Origin of the sequence: Streptomyces sp. NPDC006510 (assembly GCF_040611955.1) — a bacterium.
GTDB lineage: Bacteria > Actinomycetota > Actinomycetes > Streptomycetales > Streptomycetaceae > Streptomyces.
This window is the reverse complement of sequence record NZ_JBEXPH010000180.1, coordinates 1-15,970: the sequence shown is the minus strand read 5'-3', so window position 1 is coordinate 15,970 and position 15,970 is coordinate 1. Positions and strand designations below refer to the sequence as shown.

Here is a 15,970-nt window from a genome sequence, read left to right as displayed (position 1 = left end):
CGCGGAGGTGTCGACCGGCACCGTGGTCCCGGCCGACGCCGACTCCGCCCCCGCCGTCGATGACGCCCGGGCGTCGATGACCGCCCCGCTGCGGGCCCGGGGCATCTTCCTCGGCCGGGTGACCGTCCGGCGCGGCCCCGCCCGGCCCGGCTTCGCACCGGCCGACCTGGACCTCCTGTGCGAGATCGCCGCCCGCGCGGCCCTCGCCCTGGACAACGCCCGCCGCTACACCCGGGAGCACCGGGCCGCCGTCGGCCTGCAGCGCAGTCTGCTGCCGCCCGCGCAGGCCGAGACCGTCGCCGTGACCACCTCCGGCTTCTATCTGCCGGCCGATACCGCCACCGGCGTCGGCGGCGACTGGTTCGACGTGATCCCGCTGTCCTCCGCCCGGGTCGCCCTGGTCGCCGGGGACGTGGTCGGCCACGGGCTGGGGGCCACCGCCACCATGGGCCGGCTCCGTACCGCCGTGCGCACCCTCGCCGACCTCGATCTGGAACCGGACGAGCTGATGGTGCACCTCGACGACCTGGTCTCCCAGCTCCGCGACGAACCGAACGAGCCCGACGAGCCGAGCCTGCCGAACGAGCCCCTCGGACCCGACCGGCCCCACGGGCCCGACCGGCCCGACGGACCGGACGAAGACGACGGGCCCGATCGGCCCAGCCGGTTCACCCGACCGGACGAAAACGGGGCACACGGCGGCCTCCGGGCCGACCCGATCGGCGCCACCTGCCTGTACGCCGTCTACGACCCGGTCTCCCGGCGCTGCGCGATGGTCTCCGCCGGGCACCCCCCGCCCGCCGTCGTGGGTCCGGACGGGACCGTCGCGTACGTGCCACTGAACCCCGGACCGCCGCTGGGCGTCAACGGTCTGCCCTTCGAGGTGACAGAGGTGGAACTGGCGCCCGGCAGCCTCCTCGCGCTCTACACCGACGGACTGATCGAGGGACGCGACAGCGACCTCGACGAGGGCATGGCCGAACTGGGCCGCCGGCTGGGCCGCCCCGGCGCCGCCGCCGCACCGCTGCGGGAGCTCGGCCAGGAGATCATCTCCGCCCGGCCCGCGCACCAGCTCGCCGACGACGTCACCCTGCTGCTCGCCCGCACCCATGTGGTGCCGCCCGGGAACACGGCCGTCTGGCTCGTGGCGGCCGACCCGGCCGCCGTCGCCCGGGTCCGGCAGGACGCGGTACGGCAACTGCGCGCCTGGGGGCTGGAGGAGCTCGTCTTCACCACCGAACTGGTGCTGAGCGAGCTGGTCACCAACGCCATCCGCCACGCCGGCGGCCCGGTCGAGGTGCGGCTGATCCGCGCGGGGCAGCTGACCTGCGAGGTCTCCGACCCCAGCGCCACGCAGCCCCGCATGCGCCGGGCCCTCCTCACCGACGAAGGAGGGCGTGGCCTGTATCTGGTCGCACAGCTCACCACCCGCTGGGGCAGCCGCTACACCCGGCGCGGCAAGACGATCTGGGCCGAGCAGCCGATCCCGGACGCCCCGCACGCCCAGAGCGGCTGATCCATCCGCACCTTCGCCGGGCTCAGCCCGACCGCGCGCCGCGCGTCAGGCCGAAAACCGTCGCCGGAACGGGACTTGACGCTCTTTCAAGCAGGAAGCCTGCCTGTTTGAAACGAACCCTGGCCCGGCTCGGCCCACCGGATCCTTTTCCCGCTCGCGACCGGGGACGCACTTCGCGCCCGTACTCGCCTCCGCGCCCGCCCTCGTACTCGCCCCGCACTCGCACCCGAAGGGACGACGGCGGTCCGGGCGGCCTCTTGAGTCCCCCAGTGCCCCCATGCTAGAAAACGCTTACCACGCTGGCCTTTCCGCACTGGCTCACTCTTCCCCCGGAGCTTCGATGACAACTGCCTGGTCCCGTCGTGCCCTGCTGGCCACGGGCGGCGGTGCGGCGCTCGCCCTCGGCCTGCCGACCGCCGCGTCCGCGTCCGACGCCGCCCTCTCGCCGGCACTCTCCGCCTCCACCGCCACTGCCGGCGCCGCCGACGAATTCGCCGCCCTGCGTGCGAAGTGGCGCGATCTGTACCTGGGAACCGGTTTCAGCCCGACCGCCGAGCCCTTCAAGTCCAAGCTCGCCGTCCTCGGCACCCAGGCCACCGGCTACCTCTCCACGATGGCCCCCACGCGCGGCTCCCTCTGGCCGGACCTGGTCTATCTGGACCCCGAACCGGACACCGACACCGAGTCGTTCAACTTCTCCGCCAACATGAACACCGGCTACAACCGGCTGCGCACCATGGCGGAGGCGTACTCCCAGCCCGGCACCGGGGTCACCGGCGACACCGGCCTCCGGGACGCGGTCATCACCGGCCTCGACCACCTCCACGCCGATGTCTTCAACGAGACGACCACCCGCTACGGGAACTGGTGGAACTGGCAGATCGGCGCGCCCCAGGCCCTCATGGACACCTGCGTACTGCTCCACGACGCCCTGTCGGACGCCCAGAAGGCCAACTACTGCGGTGCGGTGGACAAGTTCCTGCCCGACTCCGCCGTCGACAAGTACACCGGCACCAGCACCGGTGCCAACCGGGTCGACCTGTGCCGCGGCATGATCCTGCGCGGCATCGTCGGCGCCGACGCCGCCAAGATCGCGCGGGCGGTCGCCGCGCTCTCGCCGGTCTTCCCGTACGTCACGACCGGCGACGGCTTCTACCCGGACGGCTCCTTCGTCCAGCACACCTCCATCCCGTACATCGGCGGCTACGGCGCGGTCCTCAACGACGGGCTGGGCCGGCTCTTCGCCCTGTTGCGCGGTTCGACCTGGGAGATCACCGATCCGGGCAGCCGGCAGTTCCTCGACACCATCGACGCGGCCATCGCCCCGTTCATCTACGACGGCCTGATGATGGACAACGTCTCGGGCCGCGGCATCACCCGCGTCGGCTCCAGCGACCACACCCGCGCCCACGGCGTCATGGCCTCCATCGTGCTGCTCGGCATGGGCGCCGGTCCCGAGGAGAACGCCCGCTGGCGCGCCATGGTCAAGGGCTGGCTGCAGCGCGACTACTACGCCCCGGCACTCGGGGCCGGCTCCCTGAGCCTGGTCAACACCGCGCGGTTGCAGGCCCTGTTGGACGACACGACCGTCACCGCGTCCCCGGAGCCGTCCGCGCACCGCGTCTTCCACAACATGGACCGGGTCACCCACCGCCGCCGCGGCTGGGGTGCCGGTCTCTCCATGGCCTCCGAGCGGATCGCCCACTACGAGTTCGGCAACGGGGAGAACAAGCGCGGCTGGCACACCGGCGCGGGCTGGTTGCAGTGGTGGGGCGACGGCGCGGGCCTGGAGCAGTACTCGGACGCGTACTGGCCGACCGTCGACCCGTACCGGCTGCCCGGCATCACCGTCTCCCGGAAGAGGCTCGCCGACGGACAGGGCGGCGCCTGGGCCAACCCGAAGCCCGGCACGGGGTGGGTCGGCGGCACCGGCGACGGCGAGTTCGGCACCACCGGCCAGCACGTCCAGGGCCTGGCGAGCACGATGTACGCCCGCAAGTCGTGGTTCTGGCTCGACGACAGCGTGGTCTGCCTCGGCTCCGGGATCACCTCCGCCGACGGCGCCGGCGTCGAGACGGTCGTCGACAACCGCTGCCTCGGCGCGAGCGGCACGCAGCGGCTGCTGCTGGACGGCGAGGCCCAGCCCGACACCCGGGGCTGGTCCACCACCCGCACCACCACCTGGGCCCATCTCGACCGGCATGCCGGATACGTCTTCCCCGGCGGCACCGAACTGCACGCGTTGCGCGAGGAGCGCACCGGCGCCTGGAAGGACATCAACGACGGCGGCACCGCCACGCCCAACACCCGCCGCTACGTGACCCTTTGGCAGGACCACGGCACCGACCCGGCGGACGGCGGCTACGCGTACATCCTGCTGCCGGGCGCGAGCAGCAAGCGCACCGCCGCGCGCGCCGAGGACACCGGCTGGCTGGAGATCCTTGCCAACGACGCGCGGCGCAGCGGCATCCGCGTCCCCTCCCTCGGTTTCACCGGTGTCAACTTCTGGACGGCGGGCACGGCGGGCAAGGTCACGGCGAGCGCGCCGGTCTGCGTACAGATCCACGAGAAGCGCGACGGCACCGCCACGATCTGCGTCTCCGACCCGTCCCGCACCGTCACCGGTCTCACCCTCACCTGGCAGCGCCCCGTCAAGTCCGTCCTGTCCAAGGCGGACAGCGTCAGCGGCATCAGGACCGGCTCGTCGGTGACCGTGACCTACGGCGACCTGAGCAAGAGCCGGGGCGCCACGCACACCGTGCGCGTCCGGGTGCGGTGATCGCGGGTCCGCCCGGCTGAGCCGAGCAGGACGGGGGGTGCCGCCGCGGGAACGGGTCCGCGGCGGCACCCCATGCCCGTTCAGACCGTGTCCGTAGCCGTTCCCCGCGCCGGCTCACCCGTGAAGTCGTCGGGCCCGCGCCGGAGGGCGGCTTCGAGCAGGGCCACCAGTTGCCCGGCCCGCTCCTGCGCGTTCCGCCGGTCGTGTCCGCCGGTCATGAGCAGGTGGTGGAGGGTCCCGACCAGGGCGAGGGCCGCCGAGGCGGTGTCGGCCCGTGCCGCGATCCGGCCGCCCTGCCGTTCCGCGTCCAGGTAGTCGGTGATCGCGTCCTGGACCGTGTCGAAGCCCGGCGCACCGCCCTCCAGGGCTGCGCGGATCCGCAAGGACGCCGCGGGGCGGGCGAGCGCCAGGCCGGCGACGGTGGGGCCGGCCGAGGACAGCAGTGCGAGAGCGATGCCGAGCAGGTTCTTTGCGACGGTGCCCCGCCCCACCCGGCCCCGGAGCTCCTCGGCGTGCCGGGCCACCCGCGCGAACCGATCCAGGACCAACTCCGCGACGAACTCGTCCAGTCCGGAGAAGTGGGCGTGCAGAAGGCCCTTCGCGCAGCCGGCCTCACCGGTGATCGCCCTGCTCGTCAGGGCTCCCGGCCCCTCACGCTCCAGCACCCGCTCCGCGGCGTTGAACAGCAGCTCGCGGACGTCCGGAGTCGTCACACCACGCGGTGACATGAAGCCCCTCCCTCTCGATGTGTTTACAGTATGGGCGATTGCCCATACCTTTGAATGGGCGCCCGCCCATACTAGTTGTCCCAATGTCTCCGGGCGCCCGCATCCACCGGGGAGCACACCGCATGCGACACATCGCCAACAGGGACCAGGAACAGGCCTGGAACGGTTACGAGGGGACGCACTGGGCCACCAACCAGGACCGCTGGGACGGTGTGAACGCGGGATTCGACGAACCCCTGCTCGCCGCCGCGGCGATCACCGAGCGGGACCGCGTGCTCGACGTCGGCTGCGGGGCGGGGTGCACCACCCGTCTCGCCGCCCGGCGGGCGAGCGGCGGCCGGGCGTCGGGCCTGGACCTGTCGGCCCCGATGCTCGCCCGCGCGCGGGAGTCCGCGCGGCGCGAGGGGCTCGGCAATGTGAGGTTCGAGCAGGCCGACGTCCAGGTCCACCCGTTCGGGCCCGGGACCTTCGACGTCGCGATCAGCCGCTTCGGGGTGATGTTCTTCGACGATCCCGTCGCCGCCTTCACCAACATCGGGCGGGCCCTGCGCCCCGGCGGCCGTATCGCCTTCGTCTGCCCCACGGAACCCGGCCGGACCGAGTGGCTGCGGGCCATCCGGGGATTGAGCGGCCTCCTGCCCGTCGCCGGGCTGGGCACCCCGTCGGGCCCCGGCATGTTCTCGCTGGCGGACCCGGAGACCGTGCGCGACGTGCTGTCCCGCGCCGGGTACGAGGCCATCGGCACCGCACCGGTCGAGGCGTACGGAACCTGGGGCCGGGATGCCGCCGACGCCGCCGCCTTCCTGCTGGACTCCGGCCCCGGCCGGCACCTGATGGGCCGGGCCGGGAAAGACGTCCGGGCACAGGCCCGGCACAGGCTCGTCGGCCTTCTGCGCCCCCACGAGCGGGGCGGAACGCTCCAACTGCGCAGTGCCGCCCTGCTGGTGACCGCCCGACGGCCCGGTTGACCGAGGGGCGGCGTCCGCCGCCGGGGCGGACACCCGCCCTCTGCGGCGGGCGCCGCCCGGCCGCGGTCGTCCCGACAGCCGCCCCTTTCAGGCCGCGGCCTTTTCCGGCTGGTCACCGCTGCCCGCGACCTCGGCGGGTGCGGTGCGCAGGGTCAGCAGGGCGGCGAGGGCACCGGCCACGGCGAGGGCCGCAGCACCGAGGAAGGCGGCGGAGAAGCCGTTGGTGAGGGCCACCGGGTCCCCCGGTTCACGGGCGCCGTGCGCGGCGGCGAGCGCGGTCATGGCGGCGAGGCCGAGGGCGGAGCCGACCTGGTAGCTGGTATTGACGATCCCCGAGGCGAGGCCGCCCTCCTCCGGGCGGGCACTGGACAGCGCGGTGCCGAGCGACGGGATGAACGCCAGCGACATGCCCACCGCCGAGAGCAGGGAGGCGGGCAGGACGTCGACCCAGAAGTTTCCGTCCGGGCGGGCGAGCGAGAGCCAGAACATGCCCGCACCGAGGGCCGACAGTCCCAGGACGACGAGGGGCTTGGGCCCGAACCGGGAGATCAGGCGCGGCGCCAGGACGATCATCATGATCATGATGGCGACCGTCATGGGCAGCAGCGCGGAGCCGGAGGCGAAGGCGTCCAGGCCCAGGACCTGCTGGAGGTAGAGGTTGAGGAAGAACCACATGGGAATCCACGCGGCGGCCATGAGCAGCTGAGCGATGTTGGCACCGGCCAGGTTGGGTGCCCGCCAGATCCCCGGCCGCATCAGCGGTTCGCGCCGCTTGGACTGGATCGCGACGAACGCGGCGATCAGCGCCACGCCGCCCAGCAGGACCAGCCAGGTCTCGGCGGAACCCCAACCGGTCTCGGGGGCACGGACGATGGCGTAGACGGCGGCGGCGAGACCCGCCGTGACGGTGACCGCGCCGGCGAGGTCGATCGAGCCGCGTCGCCCCGCACCCGAGGGCATGACGGCGGGCGTGGCGGCCAGGACGATCACGGCGACGGGGATGTTGATGTAGAACACCCAGGGCCAGCTGGCGTATTGGGTGATGACCCCGCCGAGGAAGACTCCGGCGGTGCCGCCGGCCGGGGCGGCCGCACCGTACAGCGCGAAGGCCTTCCCCAGCTCCCGGGGACGTGCGCCGAACAGTGTCATCAGCAGGGTGAGGGCGGACGGGGCGATCAGTGCGGCGCCCACGCCCTGCAGGGCCCGGCCGGTCAGCTCGACCCAGACCTGACCGGCGAGGCCCGCGGTCAGGGAGCCCGCGGCGAGGACGACCCATCCGGCACTGAAGAGGCGCTTGGCGCCGAGCAGGTCCGACAGTCGTCCGCCGAGCAGCAGCAGTCCCCCGAAGGCGACGACATAGGCGTTGAACACCCACGACAGGTTCTCCTGGGAGAAGCCCAGGTCGGCCTGCATCCTGGGCAGGGCCACGCCGATGATCGACGTGTCCATGATGACCATGAACTGGGCCAGGGCGATCAGGGCGAGCGCCGACCATCTACGCGGATCGGCTGGTGCGGTTGGTGCGGCTGATGCCGTCATCGCAAACAACTCCTATACGGGAGGGGGGTATCTAGCGCGTGCAATATACCCCCTAGGGGTATGCATGACCAGTGTGGAACGGAAACCTGGCCGGGCCGCGGGCCGAACGGGCCCGACCGCCCTGTTGGGGCGCGTGGAACAGCCCGGTTCAGCGGGAATTCAGCGAGTCCGGACCGGGCGAGTGGAAGTTCGAGAGGCATCGGCTCCAGAGAGCCGGCACCGATCGAGCGGACACGGAGGATCCACCCGATGGCCCATGTGACCGGTAGTGCCCCGCACCGGGACGGCGCGGACGCGGAGCGCGGCGGCAAAAGCCCTGCCTCGTCGGCCGTGTATCCCGGTGACCCGCGCTACGAGGACCTCGCCCTGCGCCGCCGCAACGAGCGGTTCGTCCAGCGACCCGCCTGCTTCCGGGTGGTGCGCTCCACCGACGAGGTCGTGGCGGCGGTGCAGTGGGCGGTCGACTCCGGCCGGCCGGTCTCGGTGCGCAGCGGTGGTCATTCGCTGGAGAACTCCGTGGGCGAGCACCCCGACGGTGTGATCATCGACATGACGGGGATGAACGCGATCTACTTCGACCCCGCCCGGCGCGCCGTGGCCATGGAGTCGGGCGCGATGCTGGGCGAGGTGTACCGCACGCTCTACCTGACGTGGGGCGTGACCGTTCCCGGCGGCTGGTGCCACTCGGTGTGTGTCGGCGGGCACATCCAGGGCGGCGGGTACGGATCGCTCTCGCGCACCCACGGTTCCGTCGTGGACCATCTGTACGCCGTCGAGGTCGTCGTCGTGGACGAGGAGGGCCGGGCCCGTGCCGTGCTGGCCACCCGCGACAGCGACGATCCCCATCGGGACCTGTGGTGGGCGCACACCGGTGGCGGGGGCGGCAACTTCGGTGTGGTGACCCGGTACTGGATGCGGTCGCCCGGAGCCGAGGGGGACGATCCGGCCGCTCTGCTGCCCAGGCCGCCCGCTTCCCTGACGGGAGGCGCGCTCATGTGGTCGTGGGCGGACCTCCCGAAGGAGTCGTTCCGGCGGCTGATGCGCAACCACAGCGACTGGCACGAGAGCAACAGCGATCCGGGCTCCCCCGGCACGGCGCTGCACTCGACGCTGATGCTCTCCGGCCGCAAGGAGCAGGACGGCCCGGCGGACATCCTGATCTACGCCCTGGCCGACGGCGACAGCGCGGACGGGGCCGCTCTGGTCGAGAAGTACTTCGACGCCGTGAGCGACGGCATCGGCGGTTTCCGCCACATGATTCCCGCCTCGCCCTGGCTGTACGTACTGATGCCGCCCAACGGTGACGAGGAGTCACAACGCGGGTCCGAGTACGGCCGCTACAAGGGCAAGGCCGGCTATCTACGCAAGGGGTTCAGCACCGCCCAGGTCGATACGGTCTTCGACTACCTGACCACGGCTCCGCCCACGCTCGATCTGGCCCGCGTGTGGCTGGTCTCCTACGGCGGCAAGGTCAACGAGGTCGCTCCGGAGGCCACCGCGCTGGTGCAACGGAGCTCCATTCTGAAAGCCGCCTACACCGCGACGTGGCTGGACCCCCGCGACGACGAGGCGTCCCTCGACTGGCTGCGGCGCTTCTACCGCGATGTCTACCGCGACACCGGCGGGGTGCCGGTGCCCGACGGGACGAACGACGGCTCGTACATCAACTATCCGGACACCGACCTCGCCGACCCGGCCTGGAACACGTCCGGCGTTCCCTGGCACGACCTCTACTACAAGCAGAACTACCCCAGGCTGCGGCGGGTCAAGAAGCGCTGGGACCCGCGCAACGTCTTCCGCCACGCCCTGTCCATCCAGCCGGCCGACTGAAACGGAACACACCATGTCCTATGCCGACCCGAAGACCACAACGCAGACCGATGTCGCGGTGCGCGAACTGCTGGACAGGTTCCGGAGCGCCTGGACCTCGAACGACGCCGACTCCGTGGCCGAGATGTACACCGAGGACGCGACCCTGGTCATGACCGGTCTGGTCCTCGACAGCAAGGAAGCCATCCGGGAGTTCATGCGCGCGGCGTTCGACGGACCGATGCGCGGAAGCCGCCCGCTCAACGAGCCCCGCATCATCCGCCGCACCGGTGAGGACACCGCGGTCGTGGTGAGCGACCTGGGCATCCTCCTCGACGGGCAGACCGAACTGGCCGAGAGCGACAAGCGCGTCGCGACCTTCGTGCTCGCCAGGGCCGACGGCGTCTGGCGGGTCACGGCGTATCACAACTGCCCCGCCTGACGGGCGGCCCCGGAGGAGGAACCCATGTACTTCAAGGTGCTCGGCGCGCTGGACGTATCGGAGAGTTCGAAGGATCTGACGCCGTCGGCGCCGAAGCTGCGCAGCACCCTGTCGCTGCTGCTGCTGCGGCAGGGGGACATCGTGCGGAAGGATTCCTTCGTCGACGAGCTCTGGGGCGTCAACCCGCCGCCCAACGCCCTGACCACCCTGCAGACGTACGTGTACCAGCTCCGCCGGACCCTGCCCGACCCGCAGACTCACCGGGCCGGGCACCGGCCCCGGGGCCACGCCTGGAAGGAGGTCACCGCCTGCCCGTCGCACGGCCCGTGGCTGCGCACCACCTCCTCCGGGTACGCCGCCAGCATTCCCTCGGAGACGATCGACCTCTGCCGGTTCGAGACACTGGCCGCACAGGGCGGCACCGCGCTCGGGCAGGGGAACGTACCCCGGGCCGCCGAACTGCTCAAAGAGGCACTGACGCTGTGGCGCGGCCCGCTGGTCTCCAATGTGAAGCACGGCCCCGTCCTGGAGGCGCACGCGACCAGACTGACCGAGGAGCGGCTGCGCGTCGTGGAGCAGTGCATCGACGCGCAGCTCTTTCTCGGCATGTACCACGAGGTGCTCACCGGGCTGCGCGGCCTGCTCGTGGAGCACCCGCTGGCCGAGGGCCTGTGGCAGCGGCTGCTGCTCGCCCTCTACCGGTCCGGCAGGCGCCTTGAGGCGATCCAGGAGTACCGGCGGCTGCGCCGGCTCCTCCGCGACGGTCTCGGGCTCGAACCCTCGCGCTCGGTCCAGCGCCTGTACGAGGCCGTCCTCGCTTCCGATCCCGCGCCCGACCTCGAACGCGTCGCGCTGTCCGCATGGCGCGACCGGACCGTCATCCGCCCGGGAACGGCATCCCGGCACGTCGCCTGACCGCGGCGGACCCGGGCGCACCGACCGCAGGTCCATGCCCCTCAAGTCGTGCTGGAGAAGCCGGAAGGGGCGTCTGGAGCGGCTCCCCATCGACGCACCATGACGGGTGCCGATAGTCCAACCGTCCGCCCAGACCGGATCGGCCACCGGCCCGACGAAAGGAAATCCGTGCCCGCCTTTACTTTCACCGAATTCCGGCAGGTCGTGGAGAAGTGCTTCCAGGGCGAGGCCGAGCCCCTCGACGAAACCGCGTCGGGCGCGAGTTTCTCCGACCTCGGCTTCGACTCGCTGATGGTCTACGAGATCACCGTCCGCATCCAGGACGAGTACCCCGTGGAGATCACGGACGAGGAACTGGACGAGTTGAAGACACCGGCTGCGTTCGTCGCCTTCGTCGACGCCAGGCTCTCCGTTTCCGGCTGAACCACCGCGCGAACCACTTGGTCCACCGCGGACAATCCGTCAGAGAGGTTTCCATCGTGGAGCGGTCTGTCGCCATCACCGGCATCGGGGTCATGGCCCCGGGCGGGATCGGCAAGAAGGCGTTCTGGGACCTTCTGGTCTCGGGCCGCACCGCCACCCGCACCATCTCCTTCTTCGACCCGGCACCGTTCCGGTCGAGGATGGCCGCCGAGATCGACTTCAACCCCGAGTTGCACGGGCTGACCGCCCGCGAGTGCCGCAGGCTCGACCGGGCCGCGCAGCTGGCCGTGATCAGCGCGCGGGAGAGCCTGGCCGACAGCGGGCTGGAGTTCGACGCGGTGGACCCGCACCGCGTCGGAGTCTGCGTCGGCAGCGCCGTCGGCGGAACGACCACGCTGGAGCAGGAGTACGTGGTCCTGAGCGACAGCGGCAGGCAGTGGGAGGTCGACCCGGCGTACCTGTCCCCGCACCTGTTCGACGCCTTCGTGCCCAGTTCGCTGGCCGCCGAGGTCGCCTGGCTCGTCGGTGCTCAGGGGCCGGCCTCGGTGGTCTCCACCGGCTGCACCTCCGGTCTCGACTCGCTCGGCCACGCACGGGACCTGATCGCGGAGGGCAGCGCCGACATCATGATCGCCGGCGCGACCGACACACCGATCTCGCCCATCGCGGTGGCCTGCTTCGACGCGATCAAGGCGACCTCGCCGCGCAACGACGACCCCGAGCACGCCTCACGCCCCTTCGACCGCACCCGCAACGGCTTCGTCATCGCCGAGGGCTCGGCGATGCTCGTCCTGGAGGAACTGGAGCACGCCAAGGCCCGGGGCCAGCACATCTACGGTGTCATCTCCGGGTACGGCTCGCGCTGCAACGCCTACCACATGACCGGCCTGCGGCCCGACGGACGGGAGATGGCCGAGGCGATCCGCCACGCGCTGGACGAGGCGAAGCGCGCCCCCGAGTCGATCGGCTATGTCAACGCACACGGTTCCGGCACCAAGCAGAACGACCGGCACGAGACCGCGGCGTTCAAACGCGCGCTCGGCGAGCACGCCTACCGGGTGCCGATCAGCTCCATCAAGTCGATGGTCGGGCACTCGCTCGGCGCGATCGGCTCGATCGAGATCGCCGCCTGCGCACTGGCCATGGAACACGCGGCGGTGCCGCCGACGGCCAACCTGCACGAGCCGGACCCGGAGTGCGACCTCGACTACGTACCCAACGAGGCCCGGGAGCGACGCCTGGACACGGTGCTCAGCGTGGGCAGCGGCTTCGGCGGCTTCCAGAGCGCCATGGTCCTCACCCGGGAGGGGATATGACGATCACCGCACCCGACACCGCACCCGCTCCGGCCGCCACGAGAACGGCGGTCGTCACCGGGATCGGCGTCGCCGCGCCCAACGGGCTCGGCACCGAGGAGTGGTGGAGCGCGACGCTCCGCGGCGAGTCGGGCATCCGCCCGGTCACGGACCACGACCCCGCCCCCGGCCGGGCGTCGCTGATCGGCCTGATCCCCGGATTCGAAGCGACCGACCACCTCCCGGGCCGGCTGCTGCCGCAGACCGACCGGGTGACCCGGCTGGCCCTCGTGGCCTCGGACTGGGCCCTCGCCGACTCCGGGGCCGACCCCGCCGCACTGCCCGAGTACGGCATGGGTGTGGTGACCTCCAACGCGACGGGGGGCTTCGAGTTCACGCACCGCGAGATCCGCAAGCTGTGGACCCGGGGCCCCCAGCACGTCAGCGTCTACGAGTCCTTCGCCTGGTTCTACGCGGCCAACACCGGCCAGCTCTCGATCCGGCACGGGATGCGCGGCCCCAGCAGTGTGCTGATCGCCGAACAGGCCGGCGGCCTCGACGCGCTCGGGCACGCACGGCGGGTACTGCGCAAGGGCAGCTCGCTCGTCCTCACCGGCGGGGTGGAGTCGGCGTTCGATCCATGGGGCTTCGTGTCCCACATCGCGGGCGGGCGCGTGTCGCGCTCCGACCGCCCGGACAGCGCCTATCTCCCCTTCGACGCGCGGGCATCCGGACACGTACCGGGCGAGGGCGGCGCGATCCTGGTCGTGGAGACGGCCGCCGCCGCGGCCGGGCGTGGAGCCGGTCGGGTCTACGGCGAGATCGCCGGCTACGCGGCCACGTTCGACCCCCCGCCGGGGGCCTCGGCCCCGCCGGGGCTGGCCCGCGCGGCACGGCTGGCGATGGCGGACGCGGGTGTGACTCCCGAGGACGTGGACGTGGTGTTCGCCGACGCGGCGGCGGTGCCCTCGCTCGACGCCGCGGAAGCCGCCGCCATCGAGGAGCTGTTCGGCCCCTACGGCGTGCCGGTCACCGCACCGAAGACGATGACGGGGCGGCTCGCCGCCGGCGGCCCGGCCCTGGACACCGCGGCCGCCCTGCTGGCCATGCGCGACTCGGTCCTGCCACCGACGGTCAACGTCGAACGGCCGGTCCCGGGCCGCCGGATCGACCTGGTGCGCGGCGAGCCGCGCGGGACACGGGTCGAGGTGGCGCTGGTTCTGGCCCGCGGCCACCACGGCTTCAACTCGGCGCTGGTGGTGCTCGCCCCGAACCGCATGACAGCGGATCCCGCCGGGGTGCCCGCCGCCGTACGCCACCACACCTGACCTCCACACAGCGACCGGCGACGGAAGGACGAGCGGTGGGGACACGACTGAGGATCACCGTGCTCGGCAGGCTGGCCGTGACCCGCGGCGCACTGACGGCGGCGCCCAGCGCACCGAAGGAACGCAAGCTGCTGGCCCTGCTCCTGCTCAGTCACGGAAGCCCGGTCCCGGTGCGGCAGCTGGTCGACGAGCTGTGGGGCAGCCGCCCGCCGCGCACCGTGCGGACGGCGTTGCAGACCCATGTGCTCAACGTACGCGGCCTGCTCGCCCGTCAGCTGCACATCCCGGGAGACCGGGTCCGCAAGGAACTGATCGTCACCGGGAACGAGGGGTACCAATTCCGGGTCGACGACGCCGACTTCGACCTGCACGAATACCACCGGCTCGCGAAACTCGGCGAATCGGAACTCCGGGCGGGCCACCATCTCGGGGCGGCCGAATCGCTCCGTACGGCGGAATCGCTGTGGACGGGTCCGATACTTCCGGACACGAAGCACGGTCTCCCGCTCCAGTGCGAGATCACCCGGCTCGAACTACAGCGGGACATGGTCCAGGAGTTGCGGATCGAAAGCGATCTGGCATTGGGCCGGCACCGGGAACTGCTCAGTGAACTGACCGCGCTCACTCTCGCCCGCCCGTTCGACGAACGGGTCCATGAGTACCTGATGACGGCGTTGTACCGGTCGGGCCGCACCATCCAGGCGCTCCAGGTGTTCCAGCGACTGCGCACGAAGATGGCGGAGGAGATGGGCCTGGAACCGTCCCGGGTGATCCAGGATCTTCAGCGAAGAATTCTGGGAGCCACCGCCTTCGAATCGATCCCGTGACCGCCCCGCGCGCGGCAAGTGTCCCCGAGGAAGCCGGAACCCATAAACGGAAAAGGCGTGTTCTGAGGCATGAGAATTCTCTTCTGCACCTATTCGACGGCAAGTGATCTGTTCGCCACCATTCCCTTCGCCTGGGCCCTGCGCGCGGCCGGCCACGAGATCCTCTACGCCGGTGGCGGCGAGGGCATGCGGGAAGTCGCCAAGGCGGGCCTGCCCTACGTGGACATCGCCACCCCGGGCGTCGATCTCGCGGCACCGTTCGCACGCCGGGCCGCCCGGTCCCAGGAGAAGGGGCAACTGGTCTGGTACCGCGGCGGCGAGCTCCAGGAGGACGAGGTGCGGGCGACGTCCGCGCTGTTCGCCGAGCTCTCCGAGCTGGTCGTGCCCGGTGCGGTGCGGCTCGCCCGGCAGTGGCGTCCCGACCTGGTGGTGAGTCCGGACCACCAGGGTTCCGGTGCCCTCGTGGCGGGGCTGCTGTCCGTACCGCTGATCGCCATGTCCAACCTCTTCGCCCTGGTCCCCGACATGGTCGACCGGATCCGCGGGGAGCTGGCCGGCACGTACGCCCGCTACGGTATCGACCCCGATCCCACCCTCACCCGGCTGATCCGCACGACACCGCCCAGCCTGTACCGGACGACCGGCGACCACCTGTCCATGCGCCCGGTGCCCTACAACGGCTCCTACCTGGAACTCGGCACGGTTCCCGACTGGCTGCTGCGGTCCCCGGAACGGCACCGTGTCTGCGTCACCCTGGGCACCTTCATCCCCCAGTACATCGGACTCAGCCTGATCCGCGACTTCGTGGCCGAACTCGACACGGTCGACGCCGACTTCGTGTTCGTGCTCGGCGAAGCGGACCGTACGGAGCTGGGCACCCTGCCGGACAACGTCCGCACACACGGGTGGATCCCGCTGAACACCCTGCTCGGATCGTGCAGCGCGATCATCCATCACGGCGGCACCAGCACCTCGCTGGCCGCCATGTCCGCCGGCATCCGGCAGATCGTGCTGCCGCACGGCTCCGACCAGCCCTTCAACGCACACCTCGTGGCCGAACGCGGGCTGGGGATCACCTGCGCGGCGGACGAGCTGACCGCGAAGACCATCACCACCGTGCTGGAGGCGCAGGAGACCGGCGCCGCCGTCGCGGAGGTACGGGAAGAGATCGCCCGGCTGCCGTCGCCCACCGCTGTGGCCGCCGCACTGCGGGACCTCGTGGGCTGAGCCGTCCGCAAGACCCCGCGGCACATCGATCACGTCCTGGCACCGCATTCGGTTCTGGAGGATTCCCGAAGTGGCCCTGGTCCGTTCACCGGCCAACGGTGCCCACACCCGCAGGTCGATCGCGGCCTTGAGCTCACCGCCGAGCGCGGACCAGACGTCCGAGGCGGACGGCCC

General features: G+C 71.6%; 13 protein-coding genes and 1 pseudogene. 11 read left to right on the top strand and 3 right to left on the bottom strand.

Annotated elements, in window-relative coordinates; translation table 11 throughout:
* Together ABZY11_RS35220 and ABZY11_RS35215 are read left to right on the top strand one after the other, a co-directional pair.
* A partial coding sequence (locus ABZY11_RS35220; protein WP_356483073.1) for a SpoIIE family protein phosphatase occupies positions 1 to 1,516 on the top strand: 1,516 nt, incomplete at its 5' end.
* Positions 1,517 to 1,856: 340 nt separating this feature from the next.
* Positions 1,857 to 4,295 (top strand): polysaccharide lyase 8 family protein, encoded by a 2,439-nt coding sequence (locus ABZY11_RS35215; protein WP_356483072.1) that lies wholly within the window; start codon positions 1,857 to 1,859, stop codon positions 4,293 to 4,295.
* Between the two features lie 80 nt (positions 4,296 to 4,375).
* On the opposite strand, the gene ABZY11_RS35210 is transcribed toward ABZY11_RS35215, so the two are convergent.
* Positions 4,376 to 5,023, bottom strand: a complete 648-nt coding sequence (locus ABZY11_RS35210) for a TetR/AcrR family transcriptional regulator (protein ID WP_356483071.1) — start codon at positions 5,021 to 5,023, stop codon at positions 4,376 to 4,378.
* 122 nt (positions 5,024 to 5,145) lie between these two features.
* On the opposite strand from ABZY11_RS35210, the gene ABZY11_RS35205 reads away from it, so the two are divergent.
* Positions 5,146 to 5,991 (top strand): class I SAM-dependent methyltransferase, encoded by an 846-nt coding sequence (locus ABZY11_RS35205; RefSeq protein ID WP_356483070.1) that lies wholly within the window; start codon positions 5,146 to 5,148, stop codon positions 5,989 to 5,991.
* Between the two features lie 87 nt (positions 5,992 to 6,078).
* Here the strand turns inward: ABZY11_RS35205 and ABZY11_RS35200 are convergent, their stop codons facing one another.
* On the bottom strand, positions 6,079 to 7,530 hold the full coding sequence (locus ABZY11_RS35200; protein WP_356483069.1) for an MFS transporter: 1,452 nt from the start codon (positions 7,528 to 7,530) through the stop codon (positions 6,079 to 6,081).
* A gap of 249 nt (positions 7,531 to 7,779) precedes the next feature.
* Here ABZY11_RS35200 and ABZY11_RS35195 point away from each other — a divergent pair, with 249 nt between their 5' ends.
* The 8 genes from ABZY11_RS35195 (at position 7,780) to ABZY11_RS35160 (ending at position 15,796) form a co-directional block, all read left to right on the top strand.
* The gene (locus ABZY11_RS35195) at positions 7,780 to 9,360 is read left to right on the top strand and encodes an FAD-dependent oxidoreductase (protein ID WP_356483068.1); all 1,581 of its coding nucleotides are present in this window, start codon (positions 7,780 to 7,782) and stop codon (positions 9,358 to 9,360) included.
* Between the two features lie 13 nt (positions 9,361 to 9,373).
* Complete coding sequence (locus tag ABZY11_RS35190; RefSeq protein ID WP_356483067.1) at positions 9,374 to 9,781, top strand: SgcJ/EcaC family oxidoreductase; 408 nt, start codon at positions 9,374 to 9,376, stop codon at positions 9,779 to 9,781.
* A gap of 24 nt (positions 9,782 to 9,805) precedes the next feature.
* Positions 9,806 to 10,696, top strand: a complete 891-nt coding sequence (locus ABZY11_RS35185; RefSeq protein WP_356483066.1) for an AfsR/SARP family transcriptional regulator — start codon at positions 9,806 to 9,808, stop codon at positions 10,694 to 10,696.
* Between the two features lie 168 nt (positions 10,697 to 10,864).
* A complete protein-coding gene (locus tag ABZY11_RS35180; protein ID WP_356483065.1) occupies positions 10,865 to 11,119 on the top strand; it encodes an acyl carrier protein in 255 nt (84 codons plus the stop codon).
* Positions 11,120 to 11,175: 56 nt separating this feature from the next.
* A complete protein-coding gene (locus ABZY11_RS35175) occupies positions 11,176 to 12,435 on the top strand; it encodes a beta-ketoacyl-[acyl-carrier-protein] synthase family protein (protein ID WP_356483064.1) in 1,260 nt (419 codons plus the stop codon).
* Positions 12,432 to 13,742, top strand: coding sequence for a ketosynthase chain-length factor (locus ABZY11_RS35170; RefSeq protein WP_356483063.1), 1,311 nt, complete (start codon positions 12,432 to 12,434; stop codon positions 13,740 to 13,742). Before ABZY11_RS35175 ends, ABZY11_RS35170 begins: the two co-directional genes overlap by 4 nt.
* 35 nt (positions 13,743 to 13,777) lie before the next feature.
* A complete protein-coding gene (locus ABZY11_RS35165; protein WP_356483062.1) occupies positions 13,778 to 14,569 on the top strand; it encodes an AfsR/SARP family transcriptional regulator in 792 nt (263 codons plus the stop codon).
* A gap of 69 nt (positions 14,570 to 14,638) precedes the next feature.
* Positions 14,639 to 15,796, top strand: coding sequence for a nucleotide disphospho-sugar-binding domain-containing protein (locus ABZY11_RS35160; RefSeq protein ID WP_356483061.1), 1,158 nt, complete (start codon positions 14,639 to 14,641; stop codon positions 15,794 to 15,796).
* Positions 15,797 to 15,868: 72 nt separating this feature from the next.
* Here ABZY11_RS35160 and ABZY11_RS35155 read toward each other — a convergent pair.
* Positions 15,869 to 15,970 (bottom strand): annotated as a pseudogene (locus ABZY11_RS35155) (DUF4255 domain-containing protein); the annotation flags it as partial.